Source organism: Alkalihalophilus lindianensis (assembly GCF_032843265.1).
GTDB lineage: Bacteria > Bacillota > Bacilli > Bacillales > Bacillaceae_D > Alkalihalophilus > Alkalihalophilus lindianensis.
The window spans coordinates 225,997-251,119 of sequence record NZ_JAWJBA010000006.1; the positions used below are offsets into that span (position 1 = coordinate 225,997).

General features: G+C 40.7%; 26 protein-coding genes. 21 read left to right on the top strand and 5 right to left on the bottom strand.

Annotation, left to right across the window (positions count from 1 at the left end):
• Nucleotides 1-3: 3 nt before the first annotated feature.
• A complete protein-coding gene (locus tag RYX56_RS17340; RefSeq protein ID WP_317123303.1) occupies nucleotides 4-1,611 on the bottom strand; it encodes an S-layer homology domain-containing protein in 1,608 nt (535 codons plus the stop codon).
• Nucleotides 1,612-1,815: 204 nt separating this feature from the next.
• On the opposite strand from RYX56_RS17340, the gene RYX56_RS17345 reads away from it, so the two are divergent.
• The 11 genes from RYX56_RS17345 (at nucleotide 1,816) to RYX56_RS17395 (ending at nucleotide 10,882) form a co-directional block, all read left to right on the top strand.
• Nucleotides 1,816-2,820 (top strand): metal ABC transporter solute-binding protein, Zn/Mn family, encoded by a 1,005-nt coding sequence (locus tag RYX56_RS17345; protein WP_439108508.1) that lies wholly within the window; start codon nucleotides 1,816-1,818, stop codon nucleotides 2,818-2,820.
• A gap of 238 nt (nucleotides 2,821-3,058) precedes the next feature.
• Nucleotides 3,059-4,603 (top strand): sodium:solute symporter family protein, encoded by a 1,545-nt coding sequence (locus RYX56_RS17350; RefSeq protein WP_317123305.1) that lies wholly within the window; start codon nucleotides 3,059-3,061, stop codon nucleotides 4,601-4,603.
• Nucleotides 4,604-4,606: 3 nt separating this feature from the next.
• The gene (locus tag RYX56_RS17355) at nucleotides 4,607-4,852 is read left to right on the top strand and encodes a hypothetical protein (protein WP_317123306.1); all 246 of its coding nucleotides are present in this window, start codon (nucleotides 4,607-4,609) and stop codon (nucleotides 4,850-4,852) included.
• 89 nt (nucleotides 4,853-4,941) lie between these two features.
• Nucleotides 4,942-5,244, top strand: coding sequence for an urease subunit gamma (locus tag RYX56_RS17360; protein ID WP_317123307.1), 303 nt, complete (start codon nucleotides 4,942-4,944; stop codon nucleotides 5,242-5,244).
• 15 nt (nucleotides 5,245-5,259) lie between these two features.
• Nucleotides 5,260-5,568, top strand: a complete 309-nt coding sequence (locus RYX56_RS17365) for an urease subunit beta (protein ID WP_317123308.1) — start codon at nucleotides 5,260-5,262, stop codon at nucleotides 5,566-5,568.
• 12 nt (nucleotides 5,569-5,580) lie between these two features.
• Entirely contained in the window at nucleotides 5,581-7,290 is a 1,710-nt protein-coding gene (ureC, locus tag RYX56_RS17370) for an urease subunit alpha (RefSeq protein WP_317123309.1), read from the top strand.
• Between the two features lie 12 nt (nucleotides 7,291-7,302).
• Nucleotides 7,303-7,749, top strand: coding sequence for an urease accessory protein UreE (gene ureE, locus RYX56_RS17375; protein ID WP_317123310.1), 447 nt, complete (start codon nucleotides 7,303-7,305; stop codon nucleotides 7,747-7,749).
• Nucleotides 7,742-8,428 carry an urease accessory protein UreF gene (locus tag RYX56_RS17380; RefSeq protein WP_317123311.1) on the top strand — a complete coding sequence of 229 codons (687 nt, stop codon included), beginning with the start codon at nucleotides 7,742-7,744 and terminating at the stop codon, nucleotides 8,426-8,428. Before ureE ends, RYX56_RS17380 begins: the two co-directional genes overlap by 8 nt.
• A gap of 26 nt (nucleotides 8,429-8,454) precedes the next feature.
• Nucleotides 8,455-9,069 (top strand): urease accessory protein UreG, encoded by a 615-nt coding sequence (ureG, locus tag RYX56_RS17385; protein WP_317123312.1) that lies wholly within the window; start codon nucleotides 8,455-8,457, stop codon nucleotides 9,067-9,069.
• Nucleotides 9,066-9,881 carry an urease accessory protein UreD gene (locus RYX56_RS17390; RefSeq protein ID WP_317123313.1) on the top strand — a complete coding sequence of 272 codons (816 nt, stop codon included), beginning with the start codon at nucleotides 9,066-9,068 and terminating at the stop codon, nucleotides 9,879-9,881. The genes ureG and RYX56_RS17390 overlap by 4 nt, the downstream gene beginning before the upstream one ends.
• A 167-nt stretch (nucleotides 9,882-10,048) precedes the next feature.
• Nucleotides 10,049-10,882, top strand: coding sequence for an MBL fold metallo-hydrolase (locus tag RYX56_RS17395; RefSeq protein WP_317123314.1), 834 nt, complete (start codon nucleotides 10,049-10,051; stop codon nucleotides 10,880-10,882).
• A gap of 81 nt (nucleotides 10,883-10,963) precedes the next feature.
• Here the strand turns inward: RYX56_RS17395 and RYX56_RS17400 are convergent, their stop codons facing one another.
• Nucleotides 10,964-11,599, bottom strand: a complete 636-nt coding sequence (locus RYX56_RS17400) for a pentapeptide repeat-containing protein (protein WP_317123315.1) — start codon at nucleotides 11,597-11,599, stop codon at nucleotides 10,964-10,966.
• A gap of 903 nt (nucleotides 11,600-12,502) precedes the next feature.
• A complete protein-coding gene (locus RYX56_RS17405) occupies nucleotides 12,503-13,078 on the bottom strand; it encodes a TetR/AcrR family transcriptional regulator (protein ID WP_317123316.1) in 576 nt (191 codons plus the stop codon).
• 145 nt (nucleotides 13,079-13,223) lie between these two features.
• On the opposite strand from RYX56_RS17405, the gene RYX56_RS17410 reads away from it, so the two are divergent.
• The 4 genes from RYX56_RS17410 (at nucleotide 13,224) to RYX56_RS17425 (ending at nucleotide 19,354) form a co-directional block, all read left to right on the top strand.
• A complete protein-coding gene (locus tag RYX56_RS17410; protein WP_317123317.1) occupies nucleotides 13,224-15,284 on the top strand; it encodes an efflux RND transporter permease subunit in 2,061 nt (686 codons plus the stop codon).
• A 2-nt stretch (nucleotides 15,285-15,286) separates the two neighbouring features.
• Complete coding sequence (locus RYX56_RS17415; RefSeq protein WP_317123318.1) at nucleotides 15,287-17,116, top strand: YhgE/Pip domain-containing protein; 1,830 nt, start codon at nucleotides 15,287-15,289, stop codon at nucleotides 17,114-17,116.
• 201 nt (nucleotides 17,117-17,317) lie between these two features.
• Entirely contained in the window at nucleotides 17,318-17,578 is a 261-nt protein-coding gene (locus RYX56_RS17420) for an LbetaH domain-containing protein (RefSeq protein ID WP_317123319.1), read from the top strand.
• A gap of 270 nt (nucleotides 17,579-17,848) precedes the next feature.
• On the top strand, nucleotides 17,849-19,354 hold the full coding sequence (locus RYX56_RS17425; RefSeq protein WP_317123320.1) for a glycine betaine uptake BCCT transporter: 1,506 nt from the start codon (nucleotides 17,849-17,851) through the stop codon (nucleotides 19,352-19,354).
• A gap of 67 nt (nucleotides 19,355-19,421) precedes the next feature.
• On the opposite strand, the gene RYX56_RS17430 is transcribed toward RYX56_RS17425, so the two are convergent.
• Nucleotides 19,422-20,333 carry a sigma factor regulator N-terminal domain-containing protein gene (locus tag RYX56_RS17430; RefSeq protein ID WP_317123321.1) on the bottom strand — a complete coding sequence of 304 codons (912 nt, stop codon included), beginning with the start codon at nucleotides 20,331-20,333 and terminating at the stop codon, nucleotides 19,422-19,424.
• Nucleotides 20,333-20,824: an RNA polymerase sigma factor gene (locus tag RYX56_RS17435; protein ID WP_317123322.1), complete on the bottom strand. Its 492-nt coding sequence runs from the start codon at nucleotides 20,822-20,824 to the stop codon at nucleotides 20,333-20,335. The genes RYX56_RS17430 and RYX56_RS17435 overlap by 1 nt, the downstream gene beginning before the upstream one ends.
• A 239-nt stretch (nucleotides 20,825-21,063) precedes the next feature.
• Here RYX56_RS17435 and RYX56_RS17440 point away from each other — a divergent pair, with 239 nt between their 5' ends.
• The 6 genes from RYX56_RS17440 to RYX56_RS17465 all read left to right on the top strand — a co-directional run bounded on the left by RYX56_RS17440 (nucleotide 21,064) and on the right by RYX56_RS17465 (nucleotide 24,962).
• Complete coding sequence (locus tag RYX56_RS17440; protein ID WP_317123323.1) at nucleotides 21,064-21,948, top strand: alpha/beta fold hydrolase; 885 nt, start codon at nucleotides 21,064-21,066, stop codon at nucleotides 21,946-21,948.
• A 175-nt stretch (nucleotides 21,949-22,123) separates the two neighbouring features.
• A complete protein-coding gene (locus RYX56_RS17445) occupies nucleotides 22,124-22,831 on the top strand; it encodes a cytochrome c biogenesis CcdA family protein (RefSeq protein WP_317123324.1) in 708 nt (235 codons plus the stop codon).
• 225 nt (nucleotides 22,832-23,056) lie between these two features.
• Nucleotides 23,057-23,302 (top strand): ATP-dependent Lon protease, encoded by a 246-nt coding sequence (locus RYX56_RS17450; protein WP_317123325.1) that lies wholly within the window; start codon nucleotides 23,057-23,059, stop codon nucleotides 23,300-23,302.
• 54 nt (nucleotides 23,303-23,356) lie between these two features.
• A complete protein-coding gene (locus RYX56_RS17455) occupies nucleotides 23,357-23,857 on the top strand; it encodes a hypothetical protein (protein WP_317123326.1) in 501 nt (166 codons plus the stop codon).
• Between the two features lie 164 nt (nucleotides 23,858-24,021).
• Complete coding sequence (locus RYX56_RS17460) at nucleotides 24,022-24,258, top strand: hypothetical protein (protein WP_317123327.1); 237 nt, start codon at nucleotides 24,022-24,024, stop codon at nucleotides 24,256-24,258.
• A 245-nt stretch (nucleotides 24,259-24,503) separates the two neighbouring features.
• The gene (locus RYX56_RS17465; protein WP_317123328.1) at nucleotides 24,504-24,962 is read left to right on the top strand and encodes an ASCH domain-containing protein; all 459 of its coding nucleotides are present in this window, start codon (nucleotides 24,504-24,506) and stop codon (nucleotides 24,960-24,962) included.
• Nucleotides 24,963-25,123 lie beyond the last annotated feature (161 nt).

Here is a 25,123-nt window from a genome sequence, read left to right on the forward strand (position 1 = left end):
CCTTTATCCTACTGTAATTTCATCTTTCATTCTCTCAAATGATACATCTCCAATACCACTAACATTTTTAATTTCTTCGATTGAAGTAAAGCTTCCATGAATAGTACGGTAATCAATAATTCGTTGGGCAATGGTTGGACCTACGCCGGTAATGTATTGAAGAGTCTCAAAGTCAGCTGTATTGATATTAATGGGATACATAACCTCGTCCTCAGGAGGCGGCTTAGGTGTTTCATCTCTAATCAGATTTCCTCCTGACACCTCAAAATCTTCACCATTAGAGACAAGGACTACATCTCCGCCTGCTGTTCCATAAACACGTTCCACCCCTACAGCAGTAAGTAATTCTAACACCTCTGGATGCGGGTGACCATAACGGTTGTCCTCGCCGTAGCTGATAATAGCAACTTTAGGCAGAACGTTCTTTATAAAATAAGGGGTTGTGCTTGTTCTTGAACCATGGTGCCCCACTCGAAGGACATCAGATTCTACTTGAAATTGTTCTACGATTCTATGTTCGGATTTTTCTTCGGCATCACCCGTTATTAAATAAGTAAATTCATTATAAGTTAGATGCAAAGCGACAGAACCGTCATTTAAACGATCACCAGGCATTCCACTGTTTACAATTTGAATGGTTAATGCAGGATCTAGATTAATAGAACCTCCAATCGCGGCAACCTCAAATGGGATATCATGATCATCAATATACATTAAGTAATTTAAATAGGTTTGTGTGGTGTGGGGGATACCGCTATCAAGCACTAAGCTGACATCAAAATTCTTCATTACTTCCACGGCCCCTCCAACATGATCAGCATGAGCATGGGTAATGATTAGTTTGTCAATCGAGCTGACCCCTGCTTGTTTTAAGTAATACACCACTTTTTGTCCAGCAGATTGTGTACCTGCATCAATTAAAATTGTTTTACCATTAGGGGTTAAGATGAGAGTGGAATCCCCTTGACCGACATTTAAATGATGAATCTCTAATTCCCCATTAGCTGGCTGATAGGAATCATCTAAAACTCGTGCAAGGAATGCTGAGAACTGTGCTCTGCTCATTGAATCATTAGGGCGATAGGTGTTGTCCTCTGCATAACCCTTTACAATGTTATTGGCAGCGAGAGCTTGAATCTCATCATAAAAGCTATGACCTTCTCTAATGTCGCTAAATTCATGACCAGAGTGCCCCTCTAACTGAAAAGCTCTCTTAAAAATGGCCGCCATCTGGCCTCGAGTTAAAGGGGCATTTGGCGTAAATTCTCCGTCACGGTCGGTGATGATTCCCTCATCTGCTAGAGCGGCAATTACGTTATAGTCAGGATCATCTTCGCGGATGTCAACGAAGGGGGGAGCAGGTCTATTCTCTAGATCTAATTTAAGTGCTCCTGAAATCATCGTCGCAGCTTGTGAACGTGTAACAGTATGATTTGGGCGAAAGGTCCCATCCTCGTATCCCTTAATAATCCCATTTTGATATAAGTAGTTAATTTCATCTTTTGCCCAAAAATCATCTCCTACATCTGAAAATGGATGGCTTGCTGCAACTGAATTGGTTGAAAAAGAAAGAACCATCAGTAAAGGTAAAATAAAGCTTATTAATCTCAAAATCTAGCACCTCCTATAAATTTTTTCTTCCTTACTATACCCTTTTTATAAAAAGTTGAATTATCTGACTTGGTGGTCCTCTTACTAAGGAAGCAAATGCACTTAATATTGACAAACTTTTCTAACATTTAATAAAATAGGTTCTATTACCTTCAGATAATGATAAGCGTAAGAAATTTTTTGGTTTGGAATGATTGAAGGAGGATGAATGTGAAGAAGGTTTGGGGAAGTGTAATCGTAACTCTATTCTTGTTAATAACAGGGTGCGGTAGTGCAGATGAAGGAACAGAGGAGATCAGTGAGGAGGTATTACAAGATGATCGAGTGCTAGCTTCAGAGCCACTGGATGTAGGACCTCTTATTATTTATACGACCGTCTATGCCCTAGAAGATTTCACAGAGAAGATTGGTAGAGAGTTTGTCCAAGTTGAAAATATCATACCTGCTGGGGCTGATGCTCATACCTATGAACCTACGATTCGATCTATGATTGGGATAGGAGACGGAGATGCGTTTATATACAACGGTGGGGGAATGGAAGGATTTGTTGAAACACTGATTGACACAATGAGTGAGGAAGAACTCTTACTCGTAGAAGCATCAGAAGGAATAGAGTTTATAGGGGGAGGGCCTGAACACGACCATAGTCATTCACATGATCATAGTGAGAAAGATGGTCACAGCCATGATTATGATCCTCATGTGTTTATTGATCCTGTGCGCTCCATAACATTAGCTCAAAATATAAAGGATGCCCTCATTGAACTAATGCCTGAGGAAGAAGAATTATTTCAAGCGAATTTTGAATTGTTGAAAACAGATCTAGAAGCAATCGATCAAGCGTTTCGTGATATGGTGGAAAATGCCGCTAAGGAAAAGTTTTTAGTCGCGCATGCTGGGTATACGTACTGGGCGGAACGATACGGTTTAGAACAAATTTCGATTACAGGCTTCTCGCCGACAAATGAACCTTCCTATCGGCAACTTGAAGAATTAATGGCTTTTGCGAACGAACACGAGATTGAATACGTGATATTTGAGAAAAACTATACGATTCCAATCGCAGAAATGTTCTTAAGGGAGGTCAATGCCGAGCCGTTATACTTTTATAACCTAGAAGCCCTTACGGCCGAGCAACGCCGCGAGGGGAAAGATTATATAAAGATGATGAGTGAAAATATTAAAACATTGGAAACGGCATTAAATTAAATAGAGTAAATGAAAGAACTAAGGCTTAGGCCTTGGTTCTTTTTTGATTGGAAAGCTACTTGAAATGAATTAGAGGGGCAAAAATCATGTAAGGAAACCTTACATACCATTTGAAAATGTAAATAGTGGTTCGTATACTAAGACTTACCAGAAGAATTTTAAATAGTCAGATAGTTAGTTTGGTTGAAAGGATCGTAAAAAGATTATCTACAACATAGCACTCATTGGAGGAGAGATTATGTTATCGACAACAACGGGATATTTGATTTTATTTATTTTTGGTAGTTTTTTTACCGTCCTTACAATTGTGATGCAGAGAAGACGGAAGACAGCTATGACGGCAGAACAATTTAGCACGGCCGGAAGAAATGTTGGAGTAGGGCTTGCGAGTGCATCTATTATTGCAGCTTGGACATGGGCAGCCACATTGATGATGTCTTCCTCGACAGGCTTTCAATATGGAATCAGCGGGCCTTATTGGTATGCAGCAGGTGCATGTATTCAAGTCTTGCTGTTTGCCATCGTAGCAATCCATTTAAAACGAAAAGCACCAAAGGCTCATACGTTTCTCGAGTTTATTGGAAAGCGATTTGATAAAAAGAATCACAAGCTGATGATGGTCTTCGCTTTAATGACTAATATCATTGTTACTTCGATGGTGATCTTAGGGGGAGCGATTGCGCTTAACTCTCTCACGGGAATGAACATTTACGTTGCTGCATTCTTGATCCCCTTAACGTTTACGATTTATACGATGATTGGCGGCTTAAAAGCTTCGTTTATCGCCGATTACTTAAACACAACGATGATCTTTGTGATTCTAACGATCTTTGCAGCAGCGGTGTACATGAAATTCGGTGTTACAACGGTATATGAAGGCCTTCGTTCTCTTCCGGAATCACAACAAATGTTAACGATGGCGTCCATCCCTGGTTTGCTGTTTGGAATGATTAATATCATCGGAAATTTCGGGACCGTATTTGTTGATCAGTCTTACTGGCAGCGTGCTATCGCAAGTAAAGACAGTGCCGCTTCTAAAGCCTACATATACGGGGGGATCGCGTGGTTTTCAATCCCCTTTGCTATTGCCACATTCTTAGGAGTAACGGCAGCTGGTTTGGGACTGAACGTTGGAGACCCGGACGCCTCAGCTCCATTAATGGCAGCTCATGTTCTTGGCACGGCTGGTTCAATTCTGTTTTTAGTCATGCTCTTTATGGCGGTTATGTCTACGGGTGCTGCTGAATTAACAGCGATCACAAACATCATTGTGACAGACATTTACCGGAAATCCATTAACCCCTTAGCGAGCAGTGCCAAGACATTAAAAGTATCACGTCTTGTCACGCTAAGTTTCGGGTTAGCGATGGGGGTTTTCTCTGTTTTGTTATTCAGTGTCGGGATCGGATTAGGATTTGTGTATATGGCGATGGGGATCTTTGTAAGTGGGGCGGTGATTCCGCTGACGATTGGATTGCTGTGGAAGAGGGCGACCAATAACGGTTGTTTTTACGGTGCCTTATTCGGAATGATTTTTGGTGTGACCGTGTGGAATCTCTCTGCTTATATGATGTATGGCCAAATAAATGTCGAGTCTCTTGGCCAACTGCATTCGATGCTGTTTGGTAATATCACCGTCTTCCTCGTCAGCGGCATTATATCGATCGGCCATGCCCTGCTTTCGAACGAAGAATTTGATTTTGAAGCGATGAAAGACTCGTTTAAGAGCTTTGATGAAGAACAGGAAGAGTATATCCCAGTTGCTGAGAAGGAGGTTGTGTAGCAGATGGATGACAAGCAGTTGTTAAAAGATGCCAAGCTCTGTACGCGCTGGGCTTTGTGTTTAACTTTTGTGTTTATCTTTGCATTTCCAGGCATTATGTTTTTGACCGGTTATAACTACACCCTGCAATTCTTTCAAGGGTGGACATACCTTGCCTTCGCCTGGCTCGTCATTGCAGGAGTCTATACGATCATTCGTCCATGGGTTGAATATTTTATCGAGAAAAAACAATCTGGGGATCGTGTATAAGAGTCGCGAAAGTAGCTAAGCAGCTACATGCTTAGCTATCTTTTTTTACCTATATTTGTCACATTTTCTGACGGAGGAGGAGATAGCTCATGAAGTTAACAGCACGTGAAATGGAAAAGTTGATGGTCGTAACAGCGGCGGACTTAGCCCGGCGTCGGCAAGAAAGAGGGTTGAAATTAAATTACCCTGAGGCAGTTGCGATTATTACATATGAAGTAGTAGAAGGAGCAAGAGACGGTCAGAGCGTTGCTGAATTAATGCATTACGGAACAACCATCTTATCTCGTGAAGAGGTGATGGAAGGGATTCCTGAGATGATACCAGACATTCAGGTAGAAGCAACATTCCCAGACGGAACTAAACTAGTAACTGTTCATAATCCGATTACGTAAGAGGAGGCAAGCATTATGATTCCAGGAGAATACCGCCTAAAAAACGAGCCGATCGTATGCAATGATAAAAGGCCGACTAAAAGGATCAAAGTGCTGAATAAAGGAGACCGCCCGATTCAAATCGGCTCGCATTTTCACTTTTATGAAGTAAATAACGCCCTAGTGTTTGAAAAAGAGGAAGCCCGAGGGATGCACCTTAACATTCCAGCAGGAACAGCAGTCCGCTTTGAACCAGGGGATGAAAAGGAAGTCGAACTTGTACCTTTTACAGGAGAGAGAAAAGTCTACGGATTAAGCAATCTAGTAAATGGAAAGCTAGATTAGGGGGAATGAGAATTGAGTTTTCAAATGTCTAGAAAGCAGTATGCCGACATGTTTGGCCCTACTGTTGGAGATGCCATACGATTAGCGGATACGGAGCTATTTATAGAAATTGAGAAGGACTATACTACGTACGGGGATGAAGTGAAGTTTGGTGGCGGGAAGGTCATTCGTGATGGAATGGGTCAGCACCCCCTTGCTACAAGCGAGGAATGTGTGGATCTCGTATTAACCAATGCAATCGTTTTGGATCATACCGGCATTTATAAAAGTGATATTGGTGTTAAGGACGGTCATATCGTCTCGATCGGAAAAGCTGGAAACCCGCTTTTGATGGATGGTGTTGATATGGTTATTGGCGCTTCAACCGAAGTAATTGCTGCAGAAGGGAAGATTGTTACGGCCGGCGGAATTGATGCTCATATCCATTTCATTTGTCCGCAGCAGATTGAAACAGCTCTTTCTTCAGGAATTACAACGATGATTGGCGGAGGGACCGGGCCTGCAACGGGAACCAATGCTACAACCTGTACATCCGGTCCTTGGTACATTCACCGTATGCTTGAGGCCGCAGAAGAGTTTCCAATGAATCTTGGCTTTCTTGGAAAGGGAAATTCTTCAGGTGAAGAAGCCCTACGTGAGCAAGTTAAAGCTGGAGCGGTGGGGCTGAAGCTTCATGAAGACTGGGGAACGACTGCTGCTACAATTGATACATGCTTAACGGTGGCGGATGAGTATGATGTGCAAGTGGCCATTCATACAGACACATTAAACGAAGGCGGTTTTTTAGAAGATACTTTAAGTGCAATAGGCGGCCGTGTGATTCATACGTATCACACAGAAGGGGCAGGTGGAGGACATGCACCAGATATTATTAAAGCCGCGAGTGAATTAAATGTCTTGCCGTCCTCCACAAATCCAACGAGGCCGTTTACAGTCAATACACTTGAAGAGCATTTAGATATGTTGATGGTCTGCCATCATCTAGATCCAAGTGTGCCAGAAGATATTGCTTTTGCTGATTCTAGGATCAGAAAAGAAACGATTGCCGCTGAAGACATCCTCCATGATTTAGGTGTGTTCAGTATGATTTCTTCAGACTCACAGGCGATGGGGAGGGTAGGAGAAGTAATCAGCCGAACATGGCAGACCGCAGACAAAATGAAAAAGCAACGTGGCGTTTTAGAAGATGAAGCAGGAAGAAGTGATAACTTCCGAGCGAAGCGCTATATTGCCAAATACACGATAAATCCTGCCATTGTTCATGGCATTTCAGAGCATGTCGGCTCGATTGAAAGAGGTAAGTTTGCTGATCTTGTGGTGTGGGACCCAGCGTTTTTCGGGGTGAAGCCTGATTTAATTTTAAAAGGCGGGATGATTGCTCATAGCGTGATGGGAGACCCAAACGCAAGCATCCCGACACCACAGCCAGCATTGTACCGTCCTATGTTTGCTTCCTTTGGGGCGGCAAAGCATCAGACCTCGATGACATTTGTTTCAAAAACAGCATATGAATCAGGCATTAAAGAAGAGCTCAACTTAAAGAAGATCATTAGGCCAATTAAGGGAGTCCGAAGTCTGACGAAGAAATCCATGCTTTTCAATGATCAAACCCCAGAAATCCAGGTTGATCCACAGACGTATGAAGTAAAAGTAGACGGTGAATTCATCACATGTGAACCTGTAGCAGAGGTTCCGTTGGCACAGCGATATTTTTTATTTTAAGGGGAGATAAAGATGATCATAGAAAAAGTGGTTGGAAATATAGAAACAGGAGACATGCGAGCACTCCATATGGAGAGAGTGTATTTAGAAAGCGACCAATTAGTTAAACGAATTCAACGCGTAGTCACTGACCATGGCAAGGAGCTTGGGATTAGGTTAAAAGACCAGCAGGATTTAGTAGATGGAGACATTTTGTATATGGATGAAAAAAACATGATTGTCGTTTCCGTAAAAGACGATGATTTATTGACGATTATGCCTACGTCTATTCAGCAGATGGGGGATATCGCCCACCAGCTAGGGAACAGGCATCTACCGGCACAATTTGAAGGAGACGAAATGCTAGTTCAATATGATTATTTAGTAGAAGAACTACTGCAGCAATTATCGATTCCTTATAAAAGAGAGAAGAGAAAAGTAAAACAAGCTTTCAGGCATATCGGACACAGCCATGATTGATAAGATCTTTCCGCTCTTGCAATTAAGTGATTCTAATTTTCCCTCTGGAGCCTTTTCACATTCCTTTGGGCTAGAAACCTATATTCAAGAGGGAGTGATTACGGATAAGGAGACCTTCTCCAAAGCTTTGACTGTTTACATTCGTAAACAGCTCGCATTTACAGATGGTCTTGCTAACAGACTGGCATTCGAGGCATTGACCCTAGAAGAATGGGACGAGTTCCATAACCTTGATCACCTCTTGTTCGCCTCCAGTTTAGCAGAGGAGACAAGGCTTGGGAATCAGAGAATCGGGGAGCGTATGGCGAAGTTATGCTATGAGCTGTATCCCTCTAGTCTTTTAAAAAGATATCTAGAAAGTATCAAAGCAAAAAAGGCACATGGCCATTCGGCAATGGTTTATGCTCTCGTTGCCTATCACTTAGAGATTGACAAGCGCATCATGATCGAAACCTATTTATTTGCTACTGTTTCTTCCTTGGTTCAAAATGCAGTACGGGGAATCCCGCTTGGTCAAACAGATGGACAAAGACTTTTGGTGGAATTACAGCCACTATTAAAAGAAATCGTTGAATTGATTTTTCACTTAACAAAAGAAGAGTTAGGCGCGATAAGTCCTGGGCTTGAAGTGGCTCAAATGCGTCACGAACGTTTACACGTCAGGTTATTTATGTCTTAAATTTTATATACAGAGGAGAATGTAGGATGGAACCAGTACGAATTGGAGTCGGAGGTCCTGTTGGGGCTGGGAAAACGATGCTTGTAGAAAGGCTTACACGAGCGATGCAAAAAGAATTCAGCATGGCGGTGGTAACAAATGATATTTATACAAAAGAAGATGCTCAATTTTTGATGAAAAATGGGGTGCTCCCGGATGATCGTGTGGTTGGTGTTGAAACAGGAGGATGCCCACACACTGCGATCCGTGAAGATGCATCGATGAATTTTGCTGCGATCGATGAACTAAAAGAACAGCATGATGACTTGGATCTTATCTTTGTTGAAAGTGGCGGTGATAACCTAGCTGCTACCTTTAGCCCAGAGCTTGTGGATTTCTCGATCTATATTATTGATGTGGCCCAAGGCGAGAAGATTCCTCGGAAGGGGGGGCAAGGGATGATAAAATCCGATCTCTTCATTATTAATAAGATTGATTTAGCTCCGTATGTTGGTGCGAGCTTAGAGGTGATGGAGAGAGATACGATTGCTTCCCGCGGCGAGAAACCATTTATCTTTACTAACCTAAAAGAGGATAAAGGGCTTAGTGAAGTGGTCGATTGGATTAAAACACAAGCATTGTTAGTCGGACTAGATTCATGACGGCAACCGGCGTCCTAGAGGTGACCGCTACAAAGAAAGCACAAAAAACGACCTTGAGATCTTGCTTTTATGAAGGAGCATTAAAGATTACTCGTCCAGTCTATCTCGATCCTTACTCACCGACCATTTATCTGATTCATGTTGGAGGCGGGTATGTTAACGGCGATGAATACCTTACGTCAATTCAGTTAGAGGACGGAGCTGAGATGTCTGTGACGACTCAATCATCGACCAAAGTATACCGCACCCCAAGTGCTCCTGTACTCCAAAAAACAGATATCCGTTTGGGAAAAGAAAGTGTGCTTGAGTATATCCCAGACCCATTAATCGCTTATCAAGATGCAAAGTTCATTCAACAAACCACGGTGCACCTTGAAGAGGATTCTACTCTCATTTACAGTGACATTATTACCCCTGGATGGGCAAAGGATGGACATTTATTTCAATATGACTGGATCCGCTCGAAATTAGAAGTGTATAAAGAGGAGCGAATGATTTTGTATGATCATTTATTGCTTGAACCTGATGAAGAGTTCGATGGTCTGATGCAGATGGATGGATTCACTCATATAGGGATGTTTTTGGTGATTGATCAAAGGGTTGATAAAAAATGGATAAATAAATTATATGAAATGCTTTCGGCTGAAGAAGCGGATGTGTCATTTGGCTTATCAAAGCTGCCTGATAACGGGTGTATCATTCGGGTGCTCGGTTATCAATCCTATGTAATCGAAAAGCTTATCGCAAAAGCTCATGACTGGATAAGAGAGCGGCTATTAGATAAAGAAGTTATACGCTGGCGGAAGTATTAATGATAAAACGATTTCAAGAAAGCAGGAGAGGAGAACACATCATTAAAATAGATGTGTTCTTTTTTTAGGTTGATTATGTGGTGAAAAAGATAAAGGATTTTGTGTGATGGAATCGAATAACTCACATAACGGCTATAAAACAATGAAGGAGGGGAACGGTTATTTTAATGAAGAAGAAATTTGAGCAAAAGATCGTAAACGGTGTAGAGATGGGCCACGGAATGTTGTCTTTTAAAAGGATCAAACTCAATGTCCATTGCTACTTCATGGATGGTATTTTAATTGATACAGGGGCAAGGTCATTAGAAAAGCTGTTTAAGCCCTTTTTTAAGCAGCTTGATATTGATAAAGTGGTCATCACTCATTTTCATGAAGACCATACAGGTTGCGCAGCCTTTTTACAAAAAGAGCGTGAGGTACCAATCTTAATGGATGACACGATGCTCAATGATTGTATGAAGAAGGCAGATTATCCACTCTATAGGCAATTGTTTTGGGGCAAACGCAAACCATTTCGTGCAGAACCGATAGGTGAAACCTTTCAATCCCGACATGCATCATGGCAAGTCATCAAAACTCCTGGACATGCGATTGACCATCTTTCCTTTCTAAATAAGGAAACGGGGCAGCTTTTTACTGGGGATCTATATTGCCAAGAAAAGACGAAGGTAGTTCTAAGGGAAGAAAATATGCCAGTGCTTATTGATTCTTTAAAGAGGACCTTAACTTATGATTTTGATGAGGTGTTTTGTAGTCATGCAGGCCATTTGAAGAACGGGCGTACAGCTTTAAAGGGTAAGCTCGATTATTTGCTAGATCTGCAAGGGACGATTCTAAACATGTATGAAGAAGGGAAAACTCCTGAAGAGATTAATGCGGAATTGTTTCCAAAGAAATACCCGATTACCTTTTTTTCGTCTGGGGAATGGGATTCCATTCATATCGTTCGAACAGTTATTAATGAAAAAGATCCGTCTCTAGCTTTATCCTCAGGCACGTAGGTGAGTGATTGCTCATTCATATCTTTCAAGCCCGCGAATCTTTTATTTGCGGGCTTATTAGTGTGCTAGCCCATGCCACAGTTACTCCTTAATCACCAACCCAATCAAAGAGGCAAATTGAATCGCTTGAAAAGATGACACTTTACATCCCCTTAGACTATCGATTGAGACCGTCATCTCCTCAAAGGTAGACGTGCTAATATCGATGCCTTTTAGTGAGGTTTGTTCGAAAGTTGTATCATTTAAATCACTCGAGAGGTACTCGACTTTTTTTAGTTTGCAATCATAAAAGTCAGCACTCATCAGCGAGCAGTCGCGAAAAATTACTTTCTCAAATTTTGAATTAGCGAAGGCTGCCATGTTTAATAGAGAGTTCTCAAATAACACATTACCAAACCTCGATTCAGATAAGTCCACTCCTAGTAGCTTGCAATTTTTAAATTCAACTCGATGGATCGAAGCCATGTTTAATTGAGCATTGGAAAAGTCACAGTTTTCAAAACGAACATCCAGCAAATCGAGTTTGGATAAATCTGTTCCATTGAAGTGTCCATTTTTGATTACTATATTTTTTAATCGCACGCGGTGAAGTGTTTCTTCCTCAAAAGCAGTATCCACAATTAGACCATGCTCTAATTCAGGATCCTCCTCATAAAAAATATCATTAAAGTTCTTGCTCGCAAGTTCTTTAGGTAATTTCGGTGAATCGATTTTCATGATGAAAACCCCTTTCCTTCATAGTAACTTGCTTTTAACTATAGGAGACCTTTCTTCCAATGAAAAGACTGGTATTTTTAATGAATGTATGTACAAAGCAGGTGAGGGCATCCGTAATCATGACACACTTCTAGGTAGAGGTGGATATCATGCCAATATTTTTTGCGTTCAGAAGGGACATAAATAGAGTGTTTGACTAAGGGTACAAACGAAGAGCTATTCTAGCGGATGAAATATAGACTGTGGGAGCTAAAGAAGGTCACTGAAAAAGTACCTCCCTACAGTAGTTGTTGATTTTCGCTGCAGGCACTCGCTTTCCGCGGGCGGTCCGGAAGCCTCCTCATCACTTGGCTCTTGCGGGGTGTCTTCCCTGGCCACGCACATCCCGCTGGAGTCGGTGCCTTACGCTCCAATCAACGGAGGGGAAATGTAGTTAAGTAGCTCCACTCATTAAAAGCGGCTTTCATCGACCTTATTTAGACCAATGGCAAATCAACCACTCTAAAACGACACATGAGATTTCATAGCGCAAAAAGTGGTAGGAATCATTATTTGAACAAAGCATAAACAAATCCTTCTAAATTATTTTTCAAACAGAACATAACATAGCGGATGAACTATACGGAGACTTCTGCGGGGACTAGAGCAGGAGTGAGATCCCACAGGGCAAAGCCCGAGGAAGCTCACTAGCTCCCCGCGAAAAGCGAAGTTTAGTTCAGAAGCGGCGAGCATACTCAAGCGCATGTGGAGCTAGAGCAGGCCAAGCTTGAGGAGGAGCGTCATCCCACGGAAAGGGACGTATATTTCGGGAGCGGTATACATAGGTCGCATCCGTAATGTTCGGATTCACATAAGTTAAAATACTGTTATCTCAACCTCTTTTTAACTGTAGAGTCAGGTCTACTACGAGGATGAACGAAGCGATGCCAGCCCATTATTCGTAAAGTTATTGATAATCTCAGCCATTTCCTTCGGCGACATATCCATCTCGTTATCAAGCCAGTTTTTAATGACGTGGATGCTTCCACTGCCTACATATAGACTGATGTATTCTGAGGCTTTTTGGTCCGACTTAATGATCTCTACCCAGTTTTTCATCGTGAATTCATAGGTGATTCTCATTACTTTGTGTTGAAATTGACGATCCCCGTGTTCGCTTAGGAGGGTTTGGCAGACATCACGATTAGCTGCTACATATTCGAGGATTTTCTCCGTCATCTGCAGGGCTTCTTCTTCCTCATTAAAGTTATAGCTGCTGAGCGTTTGATTCATATCTTCTAGGATTTCGTCTTCGATTTTATTTAGCAGATCGAACTGGTCAGTGTAGTGAGAGTAGAAAGTCGAGCGATTAATGTCAGCTAGCTCGCAAAGTTCTTTTACAGTAACGGAGGAAATCTGTTTCTCCTTCAGCAGTGTGATTAAACTTTCCTTTAACACCATTCGTGTATATTTCTTGCGACGATCTAATTTAGAAGACATAAATATCATCCTTTTTTAACGTAATCCAACACATATGAGCGTTCTGTTGTGTACTCGACGTATGTACGGGAACTGTTTGTTGTATAAGCAACACCGTGTTTATATAATGATATAGTCAAAACGGATTCAACTCAAGAAAGGGTGCATGAAGATAGGCATTGCAGCACGAATTATAAAAAGTAGAAAAGCGATTGTGTTTGTTTTTGTGCTACTCGCAGTGATCGCAACAGTTGCACAATTTTTTGTGTCTGTTAACTATAATATGGTCGATTACTTGCCAGATGAGGCTCAATCGACAAGGGCAATCGAAGTAATGGAAGACGAATTTTCAGGCTCTGTTCCGAATACTCGCGTCATGATTGAGGATGTGACGGTGCAAGAAGCACTTCAATATAAAGAACGTCTCGCAGCTATTGAACATGTCTCGGATGTGATGTGGCTAGATGATGTGATGGACTTAAAGACACCACTTGAAATGGCAAATCAAGAAACGGTTGAAGATTACTACAAGGATGGCAAGGCGTTGTTCTCGCTTAGTATTCCGAGTGGGGAGGAATTGGCGGTTACCGATGAGATTTATGAACTAATTGGTGAGGAAAATGCGATGGCGGGTGAAGCCGTCAACACTGCCACTTCGCAAAAAATGGCTGGTACAGAGTCATTCTATGCTGCGGCATTACTCGTTCCAATCATTATTTTGATTCTCGTTTTATCGACGACTTCATGGATTGAACCGCTGTTCTTCTTAATCGCCATTGGCGTATCCGTCCTGATTAACTTAGGAACCAATATTTTTGTAGGGGAAGTTTCCTTTGTCACTCAATCTGTGGCACCAATTTTGCAGCTCGCGGTCTCGCTCGATTATGCGATCTTCCTGCTTCATAGCTTCCAGGAATATAGGAAGAAAACGAATAATCCCGAAGAAGCGATGCAGCTTGCGATGAAACAATCCTTTCCAGCCATTTCAGCGAGTGCGGCCACGACATTCTTTGGATTTATGGCCTTAATGCTGATGAACTTTGAAATTGGCGCAGACCTTGGACTGAGCTTAGTAAAAGGGATTCTACTTAGCTTTATTAGTGTGATGGTCTTCCTACCGGCGCTAACGGTATGTCTGTATAAATGGATGGATAAAACGCAGCATAGAAATTTTGTTCCAAGCTTTAAAGGTCTTGGAGCGCGTGTACTGAAATTAAGATTCCCGACTCTAATCATTGTACTCTCGATCCTGATACCAAGCTTTTTAGCACAAAGTAATACCGAGTTTACATACGGTCTTGGCGAGCAGCCAGAAACGACGCGTGCTGGGGCTGATCTGATTGCAATAGAAGAAGCGTTCGGGGAATCGACACCAATTGTTCTATTAGTGCCTAAAGGAGATGTCGTAAAAGAGGCCGAGCTAATAGAAGAGGTAGAAGAAATAGCCCAGGTAACCAATGTGATCTCCTATGTGACGATCGTGGGCAGTGGGATCCCATCTGAATATGTCGATGAATCGATTGCAGAGGAATTTTATTCAGACAACTACAGCCGCATTATTATTAATACTAACAGTGCCAAAGAAGGAGATGTGCCATTTGCGATTGTCGAGCGGGTGCAAGAGATCGCTACTTCTTACTACGGCGATGAGACGTTAAGTCTCGGTGAGAGTGTCACGTTGTATGATATTAAAAATACGGTGCAAAAAGATAATACGTTTGTCAATGTGATGACGGTTGCGACAATCGCGCTCGTACTTTTGATTACGTTTAAATCAGTGACGATCCCAATCGTGCTCTTGCTGACGATACAGTCTGCTGTTTGGATTAATCTATCGGTTCCGTATTTCACGGATACGTCCTTTGATTTTGTCGGTTATCTCATCATTAGCACCGTCCAACTCGCTGCAACGGTTGATTATGCGATTTTATTTACAGAAACGTATAAGGAACATCGTAGAAAGATGCCAGCCATGCAAGCGATGAGGAAAACCATTGATGAAAAAACATTTTCAATTTCGATATCAGCCTCGATTCTATCAAGTATTGGATTCATTTTATGGATTACATCATCCAATCCGATTGTCGGATCGATTGGGTTATTGCTTGGAAGAGGGGCGTTATTAGCCTTTGTGATGGTTCTTTGTTTCCTACCAGCCTTACTGTTGGTACTAGATAAAGTAATCAACAAAACGACGTATAAAGCAAACTTTTATAAGGAGAAATGATGATGAAAAAGAAACGATTCATGCTTGTTGTGCTCGCTATGACACTCGTGATCCCATCTTTTCTTGTCGAAGCAGCACCGGCCACTACATCTTCTGAAACAGATGAACAGGCTTCGACTGATGGAAAAGTGACGTCAAAAGAAGAAGTCGTCTACGCGAAATTAGCTGCCAACGGTGAACTAGAAGACGTATATGTGGTGAATACATTAAATGTGAGTGAGGCTGGAAAGATTATCGATTACGGCACATACAACAGCCTCAACAATTTAACGGATATGTCTCAGTTAACTCGAAATGATGAACATGTTGAGGTCGAAGCGCCAGAGGGTCGATTTTATTACCAGGGCAATATGAACGATGAGACTGAGTTGCCATGGGATCTTTCGATTACGTCTTGGCTTGACGGGGAAGAAATCACTCCAGATGAGCTTGCTGGTAAAGAAGGAAGCTTGGAACTGAAGATCGAAACGTCAGCCAACGAAGCGGTCGATCCAGCCTTTTTTGAAAACTATTTAGTTCAAATCTCTCTTACGCTTGAAGAAGAGATTTACAGTAATATCGAGACTGAAGAAGGCGTTGTGGCAAATTCGGGGAAAAACAAGCAAATTACGTTTACCGTGATGCCAGAACAAGAAGAAGAGCTTAGTCTTCGTGCTGATGTCGTTGACTTTGAGCTTGAGGGAATGGAAATAGCGGCAGTCCCATCCTCGATGTCAATCGATGCGCCAGACCTCGATGAAATGACTGGAGACATTGACTCGTTAACAGATGGAGTGCTAGACATTCATAACGGTGTCGGCGAGTTGAAAAATGGAATAGCAGAATTAAATGATGGGATTCGTAACCTTCACAGCGGTTCAGAGCAATATAAAAATGGAATCGGCGAGCTTGCCGGTTCCTCATCTCAGCTTGTCAGTGCATCTTCTTCAATAGACGAAGCATTGACGACGATTAGTCAATCCCTTCAAGTTACAGACGATATCGACTTAGGTGATCTCGAGAGCTTACCGGGAGGACTTACACAAATCGCCTCAGGACTTAATGAGGCAGCAGAAGGATTAACCCTATTAAGAGAGCATTATTCCGTTGCCTACAGCACATTAGATGAGGCGATCAATGAGATTCCAGATCATCACATTAGCGAGGAAGAGATTCAAGCTTTATATGAAAGTGGTGCTAATAGCGAGGTCATTGAGCAACTCGTTGACACATATGGGGCAGCACAAAAGGCGAAAGGGACGTATGCAGCGGTTAAAGAAGGCTTTGATGCTGTAGATGGGACCTTGCAGGAAGTCAGTGGTGGTATTAGTGAAATGAGCAGTTCCTTAACTCAGATAGCGACAGGACTTTCCTCGTCTCTTGATAATATGGATGGCATGGATTCGCTCGCCCAACTAGAAGAAGGGTTGTCTACCTTGTCGGCTAATTATGGAGAGTTTCACTCAGGATTAGTGAGCTATACGAATGGTGTCGGAGAGTTGTCAAGCTCGTATAATGATCTTCACTCTGGAATAACTGGATTATCGGGCGGGACAACCGAGCTAGAAAATGGAGCAGGTGAGCTTCATAACGGAACGAACCAATTATATGAAGCAACAAGTAACATACCCGAACACATGCAAGAAGAAGTCGATCGCATGATTGCAGAATTTGATAAATCGGACTTCGAAGCTGTATCCTTTGTTTCCGATAAGAACGAGAACGTCAACTCCGTTCAATTTGTGATCAAGACCGAGGGCATTAAAATAGAAGAACGAGAAGAAGTCGTAGAAGAAATAGAAGAAGAGAAAACATTCTGGTCAAGGTTGATGGACTTGTTTTCGAGAGGGTAAATAGAGCCTAGAGCAGTGAACTTCCCTGCTCTAGGTTTTTTTCTATAAATGAAGATAAGTAGGGGCCAGACTAGTGGCTGCTTCTTTTCCATGACGGAGCTCGCAATGTATATAAAAATAGGTAATTAGTAGAGAATTTCATAGTTTCTTTATAAATATAGGGTATAACTAACTAAATGAGTAGAGAGGAGTGAAGCCGCGATGAATTTATTTTTTGAAAGAGTGAAGGGTGATGTGGTTATCGAATCGGATACGAAAGTGATGAGCGTCATCGAAGGAGATATTAAGGTACTGCCAGGTGCTAAATTAGAATTAGCCGCTCCGGTGAAGGGGGATATTGTCTTGAAAAGATTTTCAAAGGCTTCCATTGGAGCGGAAGTCGATGGAACGGTATATGATGAAGGAGCTAGCCTTGAGGTGCTCAGTGACATCCGTCTTGATTATAAAAAAATAACCAAATAAATAGTAGAGGGGAACATCAAATATCGCCATCTCCTATTTTTTCACAGTAAATGATGAGGGAAATGTAGGATTGCTTACTATTTTAGCGTAATACTACCTCTCAACGGTTTAATATTTGCTCATTTTAGGTATTTCATTGCATATCACAATTTTTAACGCTCAATGCTATTTTAATATCAATCTTGATCTATGGTTTAATAGAAAGGTCGCTAAAACTGGTCTTACAAACTAAACATAGAGGGAGTGTTTGCGATTAAAAGTGATAATATTGTGTTTAAGGTTTCGGTAGGGTTAGCAGCATTGTTTGTGCTAATAGGTGTAGTCATCCCTACACAATTGGCAGAGGCAATGAATAGTGCTCAAGCGTTTGTACAAGAATCATTTGGCTGGTTTTATCAGCTCGTAGCTACGTTTTTCTTACTATTTGCTGCGTTTATGATCTTTAGTAAATACGGGAAAATTAAGCTTGGTACACCAGAATCAAAACCAGATTACAGCCGTCCGACTTGGTTTGCAATGTTGTTTTCTGCTGGAATGGGGATCGGGCTTTTATTTTACGGAGTATCTGAACCGATTGCCCATTTTTCAGCCCCGCCAATGGGAGAAGGCAGTACAGAGACATCGGCTATTATGGGGATGCGTTATACATGGCTGCACTGGGGCCTTCATGCATGGGCGATTTATGCGATTGTCGCGATGGCTCTTGCTTATCAAAAGTTTAGAAAAGGGGCACCTGGATTAATGAGTGCGACCCTTTACCCGGTGCTTGGTGAAAAGGTGAAAGGCCCGATTGGTCATACGGTCGATATCGTGGCCGTATTTGCGACCTTATTTGGAGTAGCCGCTTCACTAGGACTAGGTTCTCAGCAAATCAATGCTGGACTGTCCTATTTAATTGGGATTCCAGATCATTTCGGTATTCAAATGGCGATCATGGGAATCATCACGGTGCTCTTTTTGATCTCTGCCAATACGGGGATCTCAAAAGGAATTAAATACTTAAGTAATACCAATATGTCCATCGCAGTCGTCTTATTTTTTACGATGCTTATTTTAGGACCAACGTTATTCTTACTCAATATGTTTACGACAACCTTAGGGAGCTATGCTCAAAACTTGCTGCAAATGGGATTGCGTTTATCTCCATTTGATGAAACGGAAGCAGCCTGGACACAAGGCTGGACTGTTTTCTACTGGGCATGGTGGATTTCGTGGACACCATTTGTCGGGATGTTTATTGCCCGCGTATCAAAAGGACGGACGATCCGCGAATTTACCGTTGCCGTTATTTTAGTTCCAACGCTGGTATGTGCGATGTGGTTTACGGTATTTGGCGGAACAGGGATTTTCCTCGAATTGACGCAAGGACTCGATGTTTCAGGTCAATCGTTAGAGACAGCTTTATTCTTTGTCTATCAACAGCTACCACTAGGTGTATTGCTTTCGATATTAACGATCGCGTTGATCACGACATTCTTTGTCACATCTGCTGACTCTGCTACCTTTGTTCTCGGGATGATGACAACTGGTGGCTCTCTCAATCCATCAACTAAGGTAAAAACGACTTGGGGTATCATTCTTGTTGCAGCAACGAGCGTTCTGATGGCATCAGGCGGACTAGCAGGTCTCCAAACAGCAATTATTGTCAGTGCCTTGCCACTTACATTCATTGTTCTGACGATGTGCTATGGTCTAGTCAAAGCTCTGAACCAAGAGCTGAAAGAGCAAGGACCGTTAAATCCACCACAAGAAGTGGGGAAAAAGAAAGCAAGTTAATGAAAAAAGAGTTGGTAGAGAGCAGAAACGCTCCTACCAACTCTTTTTGTGTCTTAGGAAGAGGGTGTTACTTCTCCGGTGTAATGTAAGGAACCATTTCTGCAACTGCTCCTACAGACGCCCCACGAATAAAGTCTTCGCCCACTAAAGCTTCGAGATTTTGCGCTTGGCCCGTTAACATGACGCCTAAGACCTCAACATCTTCAATTAAAGCATCTTCGTTTGCAACTAAAAACTCTTGGATCGCATCATTATATCCCCGGTCATCATACGTTTTAAGTGCGTCCACAAAATGTGGGTACGCATCTTCAGGTGATTCACCTGGATCAAATCCGTAAACCGGCATGCCGGCTGGCCCCATACTTTCATCTCGTATTTCAGAAGTCATGTATAGCCAAACGATATTCAAATTATCTGGAATTTTTTCTTGAATCTCTTGGAAAGGATACGGTTGATCAAAAGAAATCGCTACCTCTGCAACATGATTCGCCATCTGTGCAACATCTGCTAATTCGTTCTGTATGCCATCATGATACTCTTCTATGGAAGGGTGATAGAAGGTCGCGACTTTCTTTTTCGTTTGTTTGTCATATTCATAAAATCCGGTATCTGACCAGTAAAAGCCTGGTATTAACTCATTAAAATCTATTTCGCTGCGCAGCCAGCCGTACGAACTAGTAAGCGTGCTCCATTGCACGACATAGCCATTAATGTTTTTAGAACGATTCGTTACGATATTACCGCCGAACATCGATCGGTTGCTTGTCACTTGAGAATCAATTTGAACATTGGGTTGAGATATGTTGTGATGTAAAAAAAGTGCCTCATGCAGTCTCATCGTACTTTTAGCAGCAAAGTAATTTCCCGTCTTATAAAAGACCGGTAATAGAATTAGTACAACGATGATTGAAATAAGAGCTATTTTTATAATTTGCTTTCGTTTTGCTTTCTTTAACGCCTGTTTTAATGAGATATCCATTAATGTTGTCCTCCGATCTTTGAGTGAATGAATTTCCGTGCACGATACAACTTCTGCTTCACACTGTCTACTTTAATGTCCAAAACAGCGGCAATCTCTTCATAAGATAAATCATAGTAATATTTCAGAAAGAAAATCTCTTTGTATTCTTTTTTTACGTCCTTTAACAGATAGAAAATTTCATCCTTATTTAAAATCGCGTCAAACTCTCGATCAGTATGTTGAAGCTTTGAATAAATCTCTTCACTCAAGTAGATGTTCTGCTTTTCTTTTTTTCTCTTTAGATCAATATGTTCATTCAAGGACACTCGAAAAAACCAAGGGCGTAAGTTATTCTCATTCAGATCATCGAGCAGGGTGTAAACTTTATAAAATGTATTTTGAATGATATCTTCCGCATCTTCTTTTGTCGCTCCCCTTACTAGTAACAGCCGAAACACTTCCTCTCCTAATTGGATAAGATAGGAGGCTAGCAGATTTTCTTTTTTCATTATTTATCCTCCCAACACTTATACAACGAATGGGTATTTCAAAATGTATACACTAAAATACATTTTATATAAATGAAGGAAGGAATGGAGGGATTTGTTTAAGAGTTTAGTGATTTTAATAAGAAATAGGGAGGACAAAATAATTGTAAAAAAGTTAGAAAATTAAGATAATATGAGAATGAGAGTTCAATGTAGCTAATGACGTTATTAGGTGCAAAGCCAAAATCAAGGAGGTTTCTATGCTACAGCACTATGAACCATTCAACGTCGAGACGAATGGGGTCACCATCAACGGAATAAAAGGAGGGTCTGGCCCGCCGTTACTTTTACTTCATGGCTATCCACAAACGCATGTGATGTGGCACAAAGTCATTGATCAATTGACCGAGAGGTTTACAGTCGTTGCCACAGATCTCCGTGGGTACGGGGATAGCAGTAAGCCTGAAGGCGAGCCTGATCACAGCAACTATTCAAAACGTGTCATGGCCAAAGATCAAGTGGACGTGATGAGAGAGTTAGGCTTTGATGAATTTTATTTGGTAGGCCATGACCGCGGTGCAAGAGTGGGTTATCGGTTAGCGTTAGACCATCCAGAACAGGTTACAAAGTTTGTCGCCTTAGATATCGTCCCCACTCTCCTGATGTATGAAAAAACAGATATGACCTTTGCCCGCTATTACTATCATTGGTTCTTCTTGATTCAAGATGCACCGTACCCAGAAGAATTAATCGCACAGAACCCAGAATACTTCCTTGAAACAAACCTTATTAAACTAGCAAAATATCCATCGATTAACGAATCTCCATTTAGCGAAAAGGCTTATCAAGAATATCTTCGCTGTTTCCAACTGCCTAACGCGATCCATACGATGTGCGAAGACTACCGAGCTGGGGCAAGTATCGATCTCCTCCATGAGAGAGAAGACCTTGCAACCAACCGAAAGATTGAATGTGAAACACTCGTACTATGGGGAGAAAAGGGAGTCGTCCATCATTGCTTTGAGCCATTGGACGAATGGAAAAAGTTCGCCACACATGTACAAGGAAAGGCCCTGCCATGCGGCCATTTCATCCCAGAAGAAGTTCCAGAGTTGTTGTTAGAGGAGTTGTTGGGGTTTTTGTAGGAGGAATTGGTTATTTAAAAAGGGCTCTTTCTAGGTTAACTAGAAGGAGCCTTTTTCTTGACTGTAAGTAAACTAGAAAATGTCAGTAAAAATCCATATTTTTCTTATGGGGGCAACAAGCTAGATGGTATGCTTTAATTAAAACAATTATACGTACTATTGAAAGGATGCTACTATGCAAGAAGTTACGATTTATTTAGCTTTCGCAGCAGGGATGTTAGCTTTTATTTCTCCTTGCACATTGCCACTATATCCATCTTTTATTTCCTACATAACAGGTGTCTCAGTTAATGAGCTTAAGTCGAATAAGAAATTATGGAAAATTACGCTTGTCCACTCTACGATTTTTTGTTTAGGATTTTCGGTTATTTATTATGTTCTTGGATTCTCAGCAAGTGCACTAGGTAGGATGTTCATGTGGAATCAACTGTTAATTCAGCAGCTCGGTGGTATCTTTCTAGTCGTTATCGGGCTATTTTTAGCAGGTGTAATTGAACCTAAGTTTTTAATGAAGGAGGTAAGGTTCAAGTATCGCCCTAAAAAAATTTCTTACCTTAACACCTTCTTAATCGGTATCATCTTCTCGGCCGGTTGGACTGCTTGTATCGGCCCGATTTTTAGTGCCATTATGTATTCCTCGCTTGCTGATCCTACCAGGGCATTTATGAACATTACAGCCTTTTCATTAGGCTTTTCCCTACCATTCATAGCTATGGGCTTTGCAATTGGTAAGGTTCGTTTCTTGACGAAGTATTCAGCTGTTTTCATGAAAATAGGTGGAGTGATCATGATCATACTTGGTGTAACGATCTTTTTTAATAAAATGTATTACATCAATATCTGGGGACAGCATCTACAAAGCTTGTTAAGTAGCTTATTTTAAGCGTACAAAGAGTATATGCCATAAAATAGGAATTCCGGTTAGAGACACAATACGCATATGAAATTGTGTCTCTTTTTACCGTTAACTTACTCTTTAACAGAAAGTAGAAAATATATGATGATACATTTAGAGAATATGAAAAGGTGTTCTTATACTAATGGAGCAGTTTTCTTTAATAAGGATCTTACATTTATATGGTAAAGTAAAAGTGTAAAGGGGAATTTTATGAAGTTATTTTTGTCTATTATCTTAGCTGGACTTTTAGGTATATTAGTTATCTTTGGACCTATTGGTATATACATTTTATGTGCAATTATTCTAGGAGTGATTTTCAGGTCATTTGTTTTAATAAATGATATTCATAAACAAGTTGTACCAGTGGGGGGCAGAGATAGAGTCCAAGAAGCATATGAAAAGTTTTTAAAAGAGAAAGAAGAAAAAGAAGTAAACGAAGAACGTTCTAAAGAATAAATAAATTAATCAACTATCGGTGAGCGTTAGTGAAACATAATGGAGGTTTTTAAAGTGTTATCAGTTGATGGTTATATTAAATCAATTAAATCTAATCTTGATAGACAATCGGATTTATTGGTAGAAAACCTAAAAAAAATCGTTACATATAATTTCTCCACAGATATAGATTTGCTCGATTTCTCCGCATTCATTGAACCAACCAGATTTGAATTAGCAATTAGATTATTTTCGATGGATAAGGATGCCAACGAAGTTTTCTATAATGGAACTAACAATACTGTTTTTGCTGGTAGTATCGATGTACTTCCAGAAGTGGCGTATTATCACTTAAACGAAATTCAGTTAAATGATTTTTTTGATTTTTACGAGCAGAACGAAGAAACGTTAGCTTTACAAGAACAAAAAGCATTTACTGATTGGTTCAGAGGATGTTGGAAAAAAGCAGGTGGAAGTTCAATCGATATACCATCATATTTTGTTTTCTCAGATGACTATAAATCTTATGACTTAAAGAACAATCAATGGGTTGATGATGAAGACAAATGGTCATAAAAAATTAAATTGGCTATTTATTTTTTTATAATGGGTGCGTGGATTTAACAAAGTCAACGCATTTTTTGTTGTGTAAGAGAAGCAAAGCAGGATTTTTAAATATCGGAATAAATTGAAACCTTACTCATAGGTGTTTCGTATAAAATTAAAAGGGAGTGAATAAAATGAAAAAATATACTGTATTTATATTTAGTTTTGTTCTTCTATTTATCGTATTGCAAATTTTATCGGGTTGGCTTCTAACAGCTTTCTATACTCCTGATTTTTCTTTAAAGAACATTGGTGTAAGTCAAGAAGTAAGGTTTGGGCAGACTTCGATAATTCCGTTGCTGGCAACTTTATCAATCGCAACATTAGCTTATTTTTTGTCTCAAAAATTATTTGTAACGAGTAAAAAATAATACTAACGGAACAACGCTTAACAAGGCATTGCTATTTTTGTTCGTATAATAAAGAAGTAAGGTTATGAAAGACATGTATTTAAAGTCAAGGGTGCATTCCTTCAATAAGGGATGCTTTTTTCTTTGTTAATGAAAAGGAAATTAATGTTAAACTAAAGGAGCAGAAGAGTTGAAGAAGCACAGCTAACCCCAAGTGTTACAATTTAAGTACCATAATTAGTCAAATAGAAAGTAGGTTGATAGATATGAGTAATGATTCAATTATTCAAATGTGGGAAGACTATCGAAAAATTAATCCGAATGTACCAAAACATTATGAGGCATGGGCATTTGGTGATTCAAAAGAAATGGCTAACGAGCTTTCAAATTTAGTGTTAGAAGGAACGAAAACAGCAACAGCATCAAACTATACGTTATATGAATTGGAAAACGAAGCATTACCGTTAGTTGGTCTTCATAATATTATTCTCAACGGGGATGGAAAAGCTGTTGGAATAGCAGAAACCACATCAGTAGAGGTGGTTCCTTTTGATGAAGTTACCGCAGAGCACGCATATTTGGAAGGTGAAGGTGACCGTACATTAGGGTATTGGCGAGACGTTCATGAAACCTTCTTTAAAAAAGAGTTTAAAAATATAAATCAAGAGTTCAATTACAAGATTCCTGTTGTTTGTGAAAGGTTTAAGCTAATTTATAAGGAATAAGGTGTATTGTTCCTATATATTTTTTCTTCCACTATCGGGTAGCGATGATTTAACAAGGTCACCGCACTTATTGTTGCACTCACGTGCGAACATTAGCTCTTATTATAATATAAGAATAGAGGAGGAATAATAAATGAAAAAAACCGATTATTTAGAATTGG

Bases quoted from the DNA above. Each gene is read 5' to 3' on its own strand.
- RYX56_RS17345 (WP_439108508.1), top strand. From the start codon at position 1,816: ATGAATGTGAAGAAGGTTTGGGGAAGTGTAATCGTAACTCTATTCTTG.
- RYX56_RS17350 (WP_317123305.1), top strand. From the start codon at position 3,059: ATGTTATCGACAACAACGGGATATTTGATTTTATTTATTTTTGGTAGT.
- RYX56_RS17355 (WP_317123306.1), top strand. From the start codon at position 4,607: ATGGATGACAAGCAGTTGTTAAAAGATGCCAAGCTCTGTACGCGCTGG.
- RYX56_RS17360 (WP_317123307.1), top strand. From the start codon at position 4,942: ATGAAGTTAACAGCACGTGAAATGGAAAAGTTGATGGTCGTAACAGCG.
- RYX56_RS17365 (WP_317123308.1), top strand. From the start codon at position 5,260: ATGATTCCAGGAGAATACCGCCTAAAAAACGAGCCGATCGTATGCAAT.
- ureE (WP_317123310.1), top strand. From the start codon at position 7,303: ATGATCATAGAAAAAGTGGTTGGAAATATAGAAACAGGAGACATGCGA.
- RYX56_RS17380 (WP_317123311.1), top strand. From the start codon at position 7,742: ATGATTGATAAGATCTTTCCGCTCTTGCAATTAAGTGATTCTAATTTT.
- ureG (WP_317123312.1), top strand. From the start codon at position 8,455: ATGGAACCAGTACGAATTGGAGTCGGAGGTCCTGTTGGGGCTGGGAAA.
- RYX56_RS17390 (WP_317123313.1), top strand. From the start codon at position 9,066: ATGACGGCAACCGGCGTCCTAGAGGTGACCGCTACAAAGAAAGCACAA.
- RYX56_RS17395 (WP_317123314.1), top strand. From the start codon at position 10,049: ATGAAGAAGAAATTTGAGCAAAAGATCGTAAACGGTGTAGAGATGGGC.
- RYX56_RS17400 (WP_317123315.1), bottom strand. From the start codon at position 11,599: ATGAAAATCGATTCACCGAAATTACCTAAAGAACTTGCGAGCAAGAAC.
- RYX56_RS17405 (WP_317123316.1), bottom strand. From the start codon at position 13,078: ATGTCTTCTAAATTAGATCGTCGCAAGAAATATACACGAATGGTGTTA.
- RYX56_RS17410 (WP_317123317.1), top strand. From the start codon at position 13,224: ATGAAGATAGGCATTGCAGCACGAATTATAAAAAGTAGAAAAGCGATT.
- RYX56_RS17415 (WP_317123318.1), top strand. From the start codon at position 15,287: ATGAAAAAGAAACGATTCATGCTTGTTGTGCTCGCTATGACACTCGTG.
- RYX56_RS17420 (WP_317123319.1), top strand. From the start codon at position 17,318: ATGAATTTATTTTTTGAAAGAGTGAAGGGTGATGTGGTTATCGAATCG.
- RYX56_RS17430 (WP_317123321.1), bottom strand. From the start codon at position 20,333: ATGGATATCTCATTAAAACAGGCGTTAAAGAAAGCAAAACGAAAGCAA.
- RYX56_RS17435 (WP_317123322.1), bottom strand. From the start codon at position 20,824: ATGAAAAAAGAAAATCTGCTAGCCTCCTATCTTATCCAATTAGGAGAG.
- RYX56_RS17440 (WP_317123323.1), top strand. From the start codon at position 21,064: ATGCTACAGCACTATGAACCATTCAACGTCGAGACGAATGGGGTCACC.
- RYX56_RS17445 (WP_317123324.1), top strand. From the start codon at position 22,124: ATGCAAGAAGTTACGATTTATTTAGCTTTCGCAGCAGGGATGTTAGCT.
- RYX56_RS17450 (WP_317123325.1), top strand. From the start codon at position 23,057: ATGAAGTTATTTTTGTCTATTATCTTAGCTGGACTTTTAGGTATATTA.
- RYX56_RS17460 (WP_317123327.1), top strand. From the start codon at position 24,022: ATGAAAAAATATACTGTATTTATATTTAGTTTTGTTCTTCTATTTATC.
- RYX56_RS17465 (WP_317123328.1), top strand. From the start codon at position 24,504: ATGAGTAATGATTCAATTATTCAAATGTGGGAAGACTATCGAAAAATT.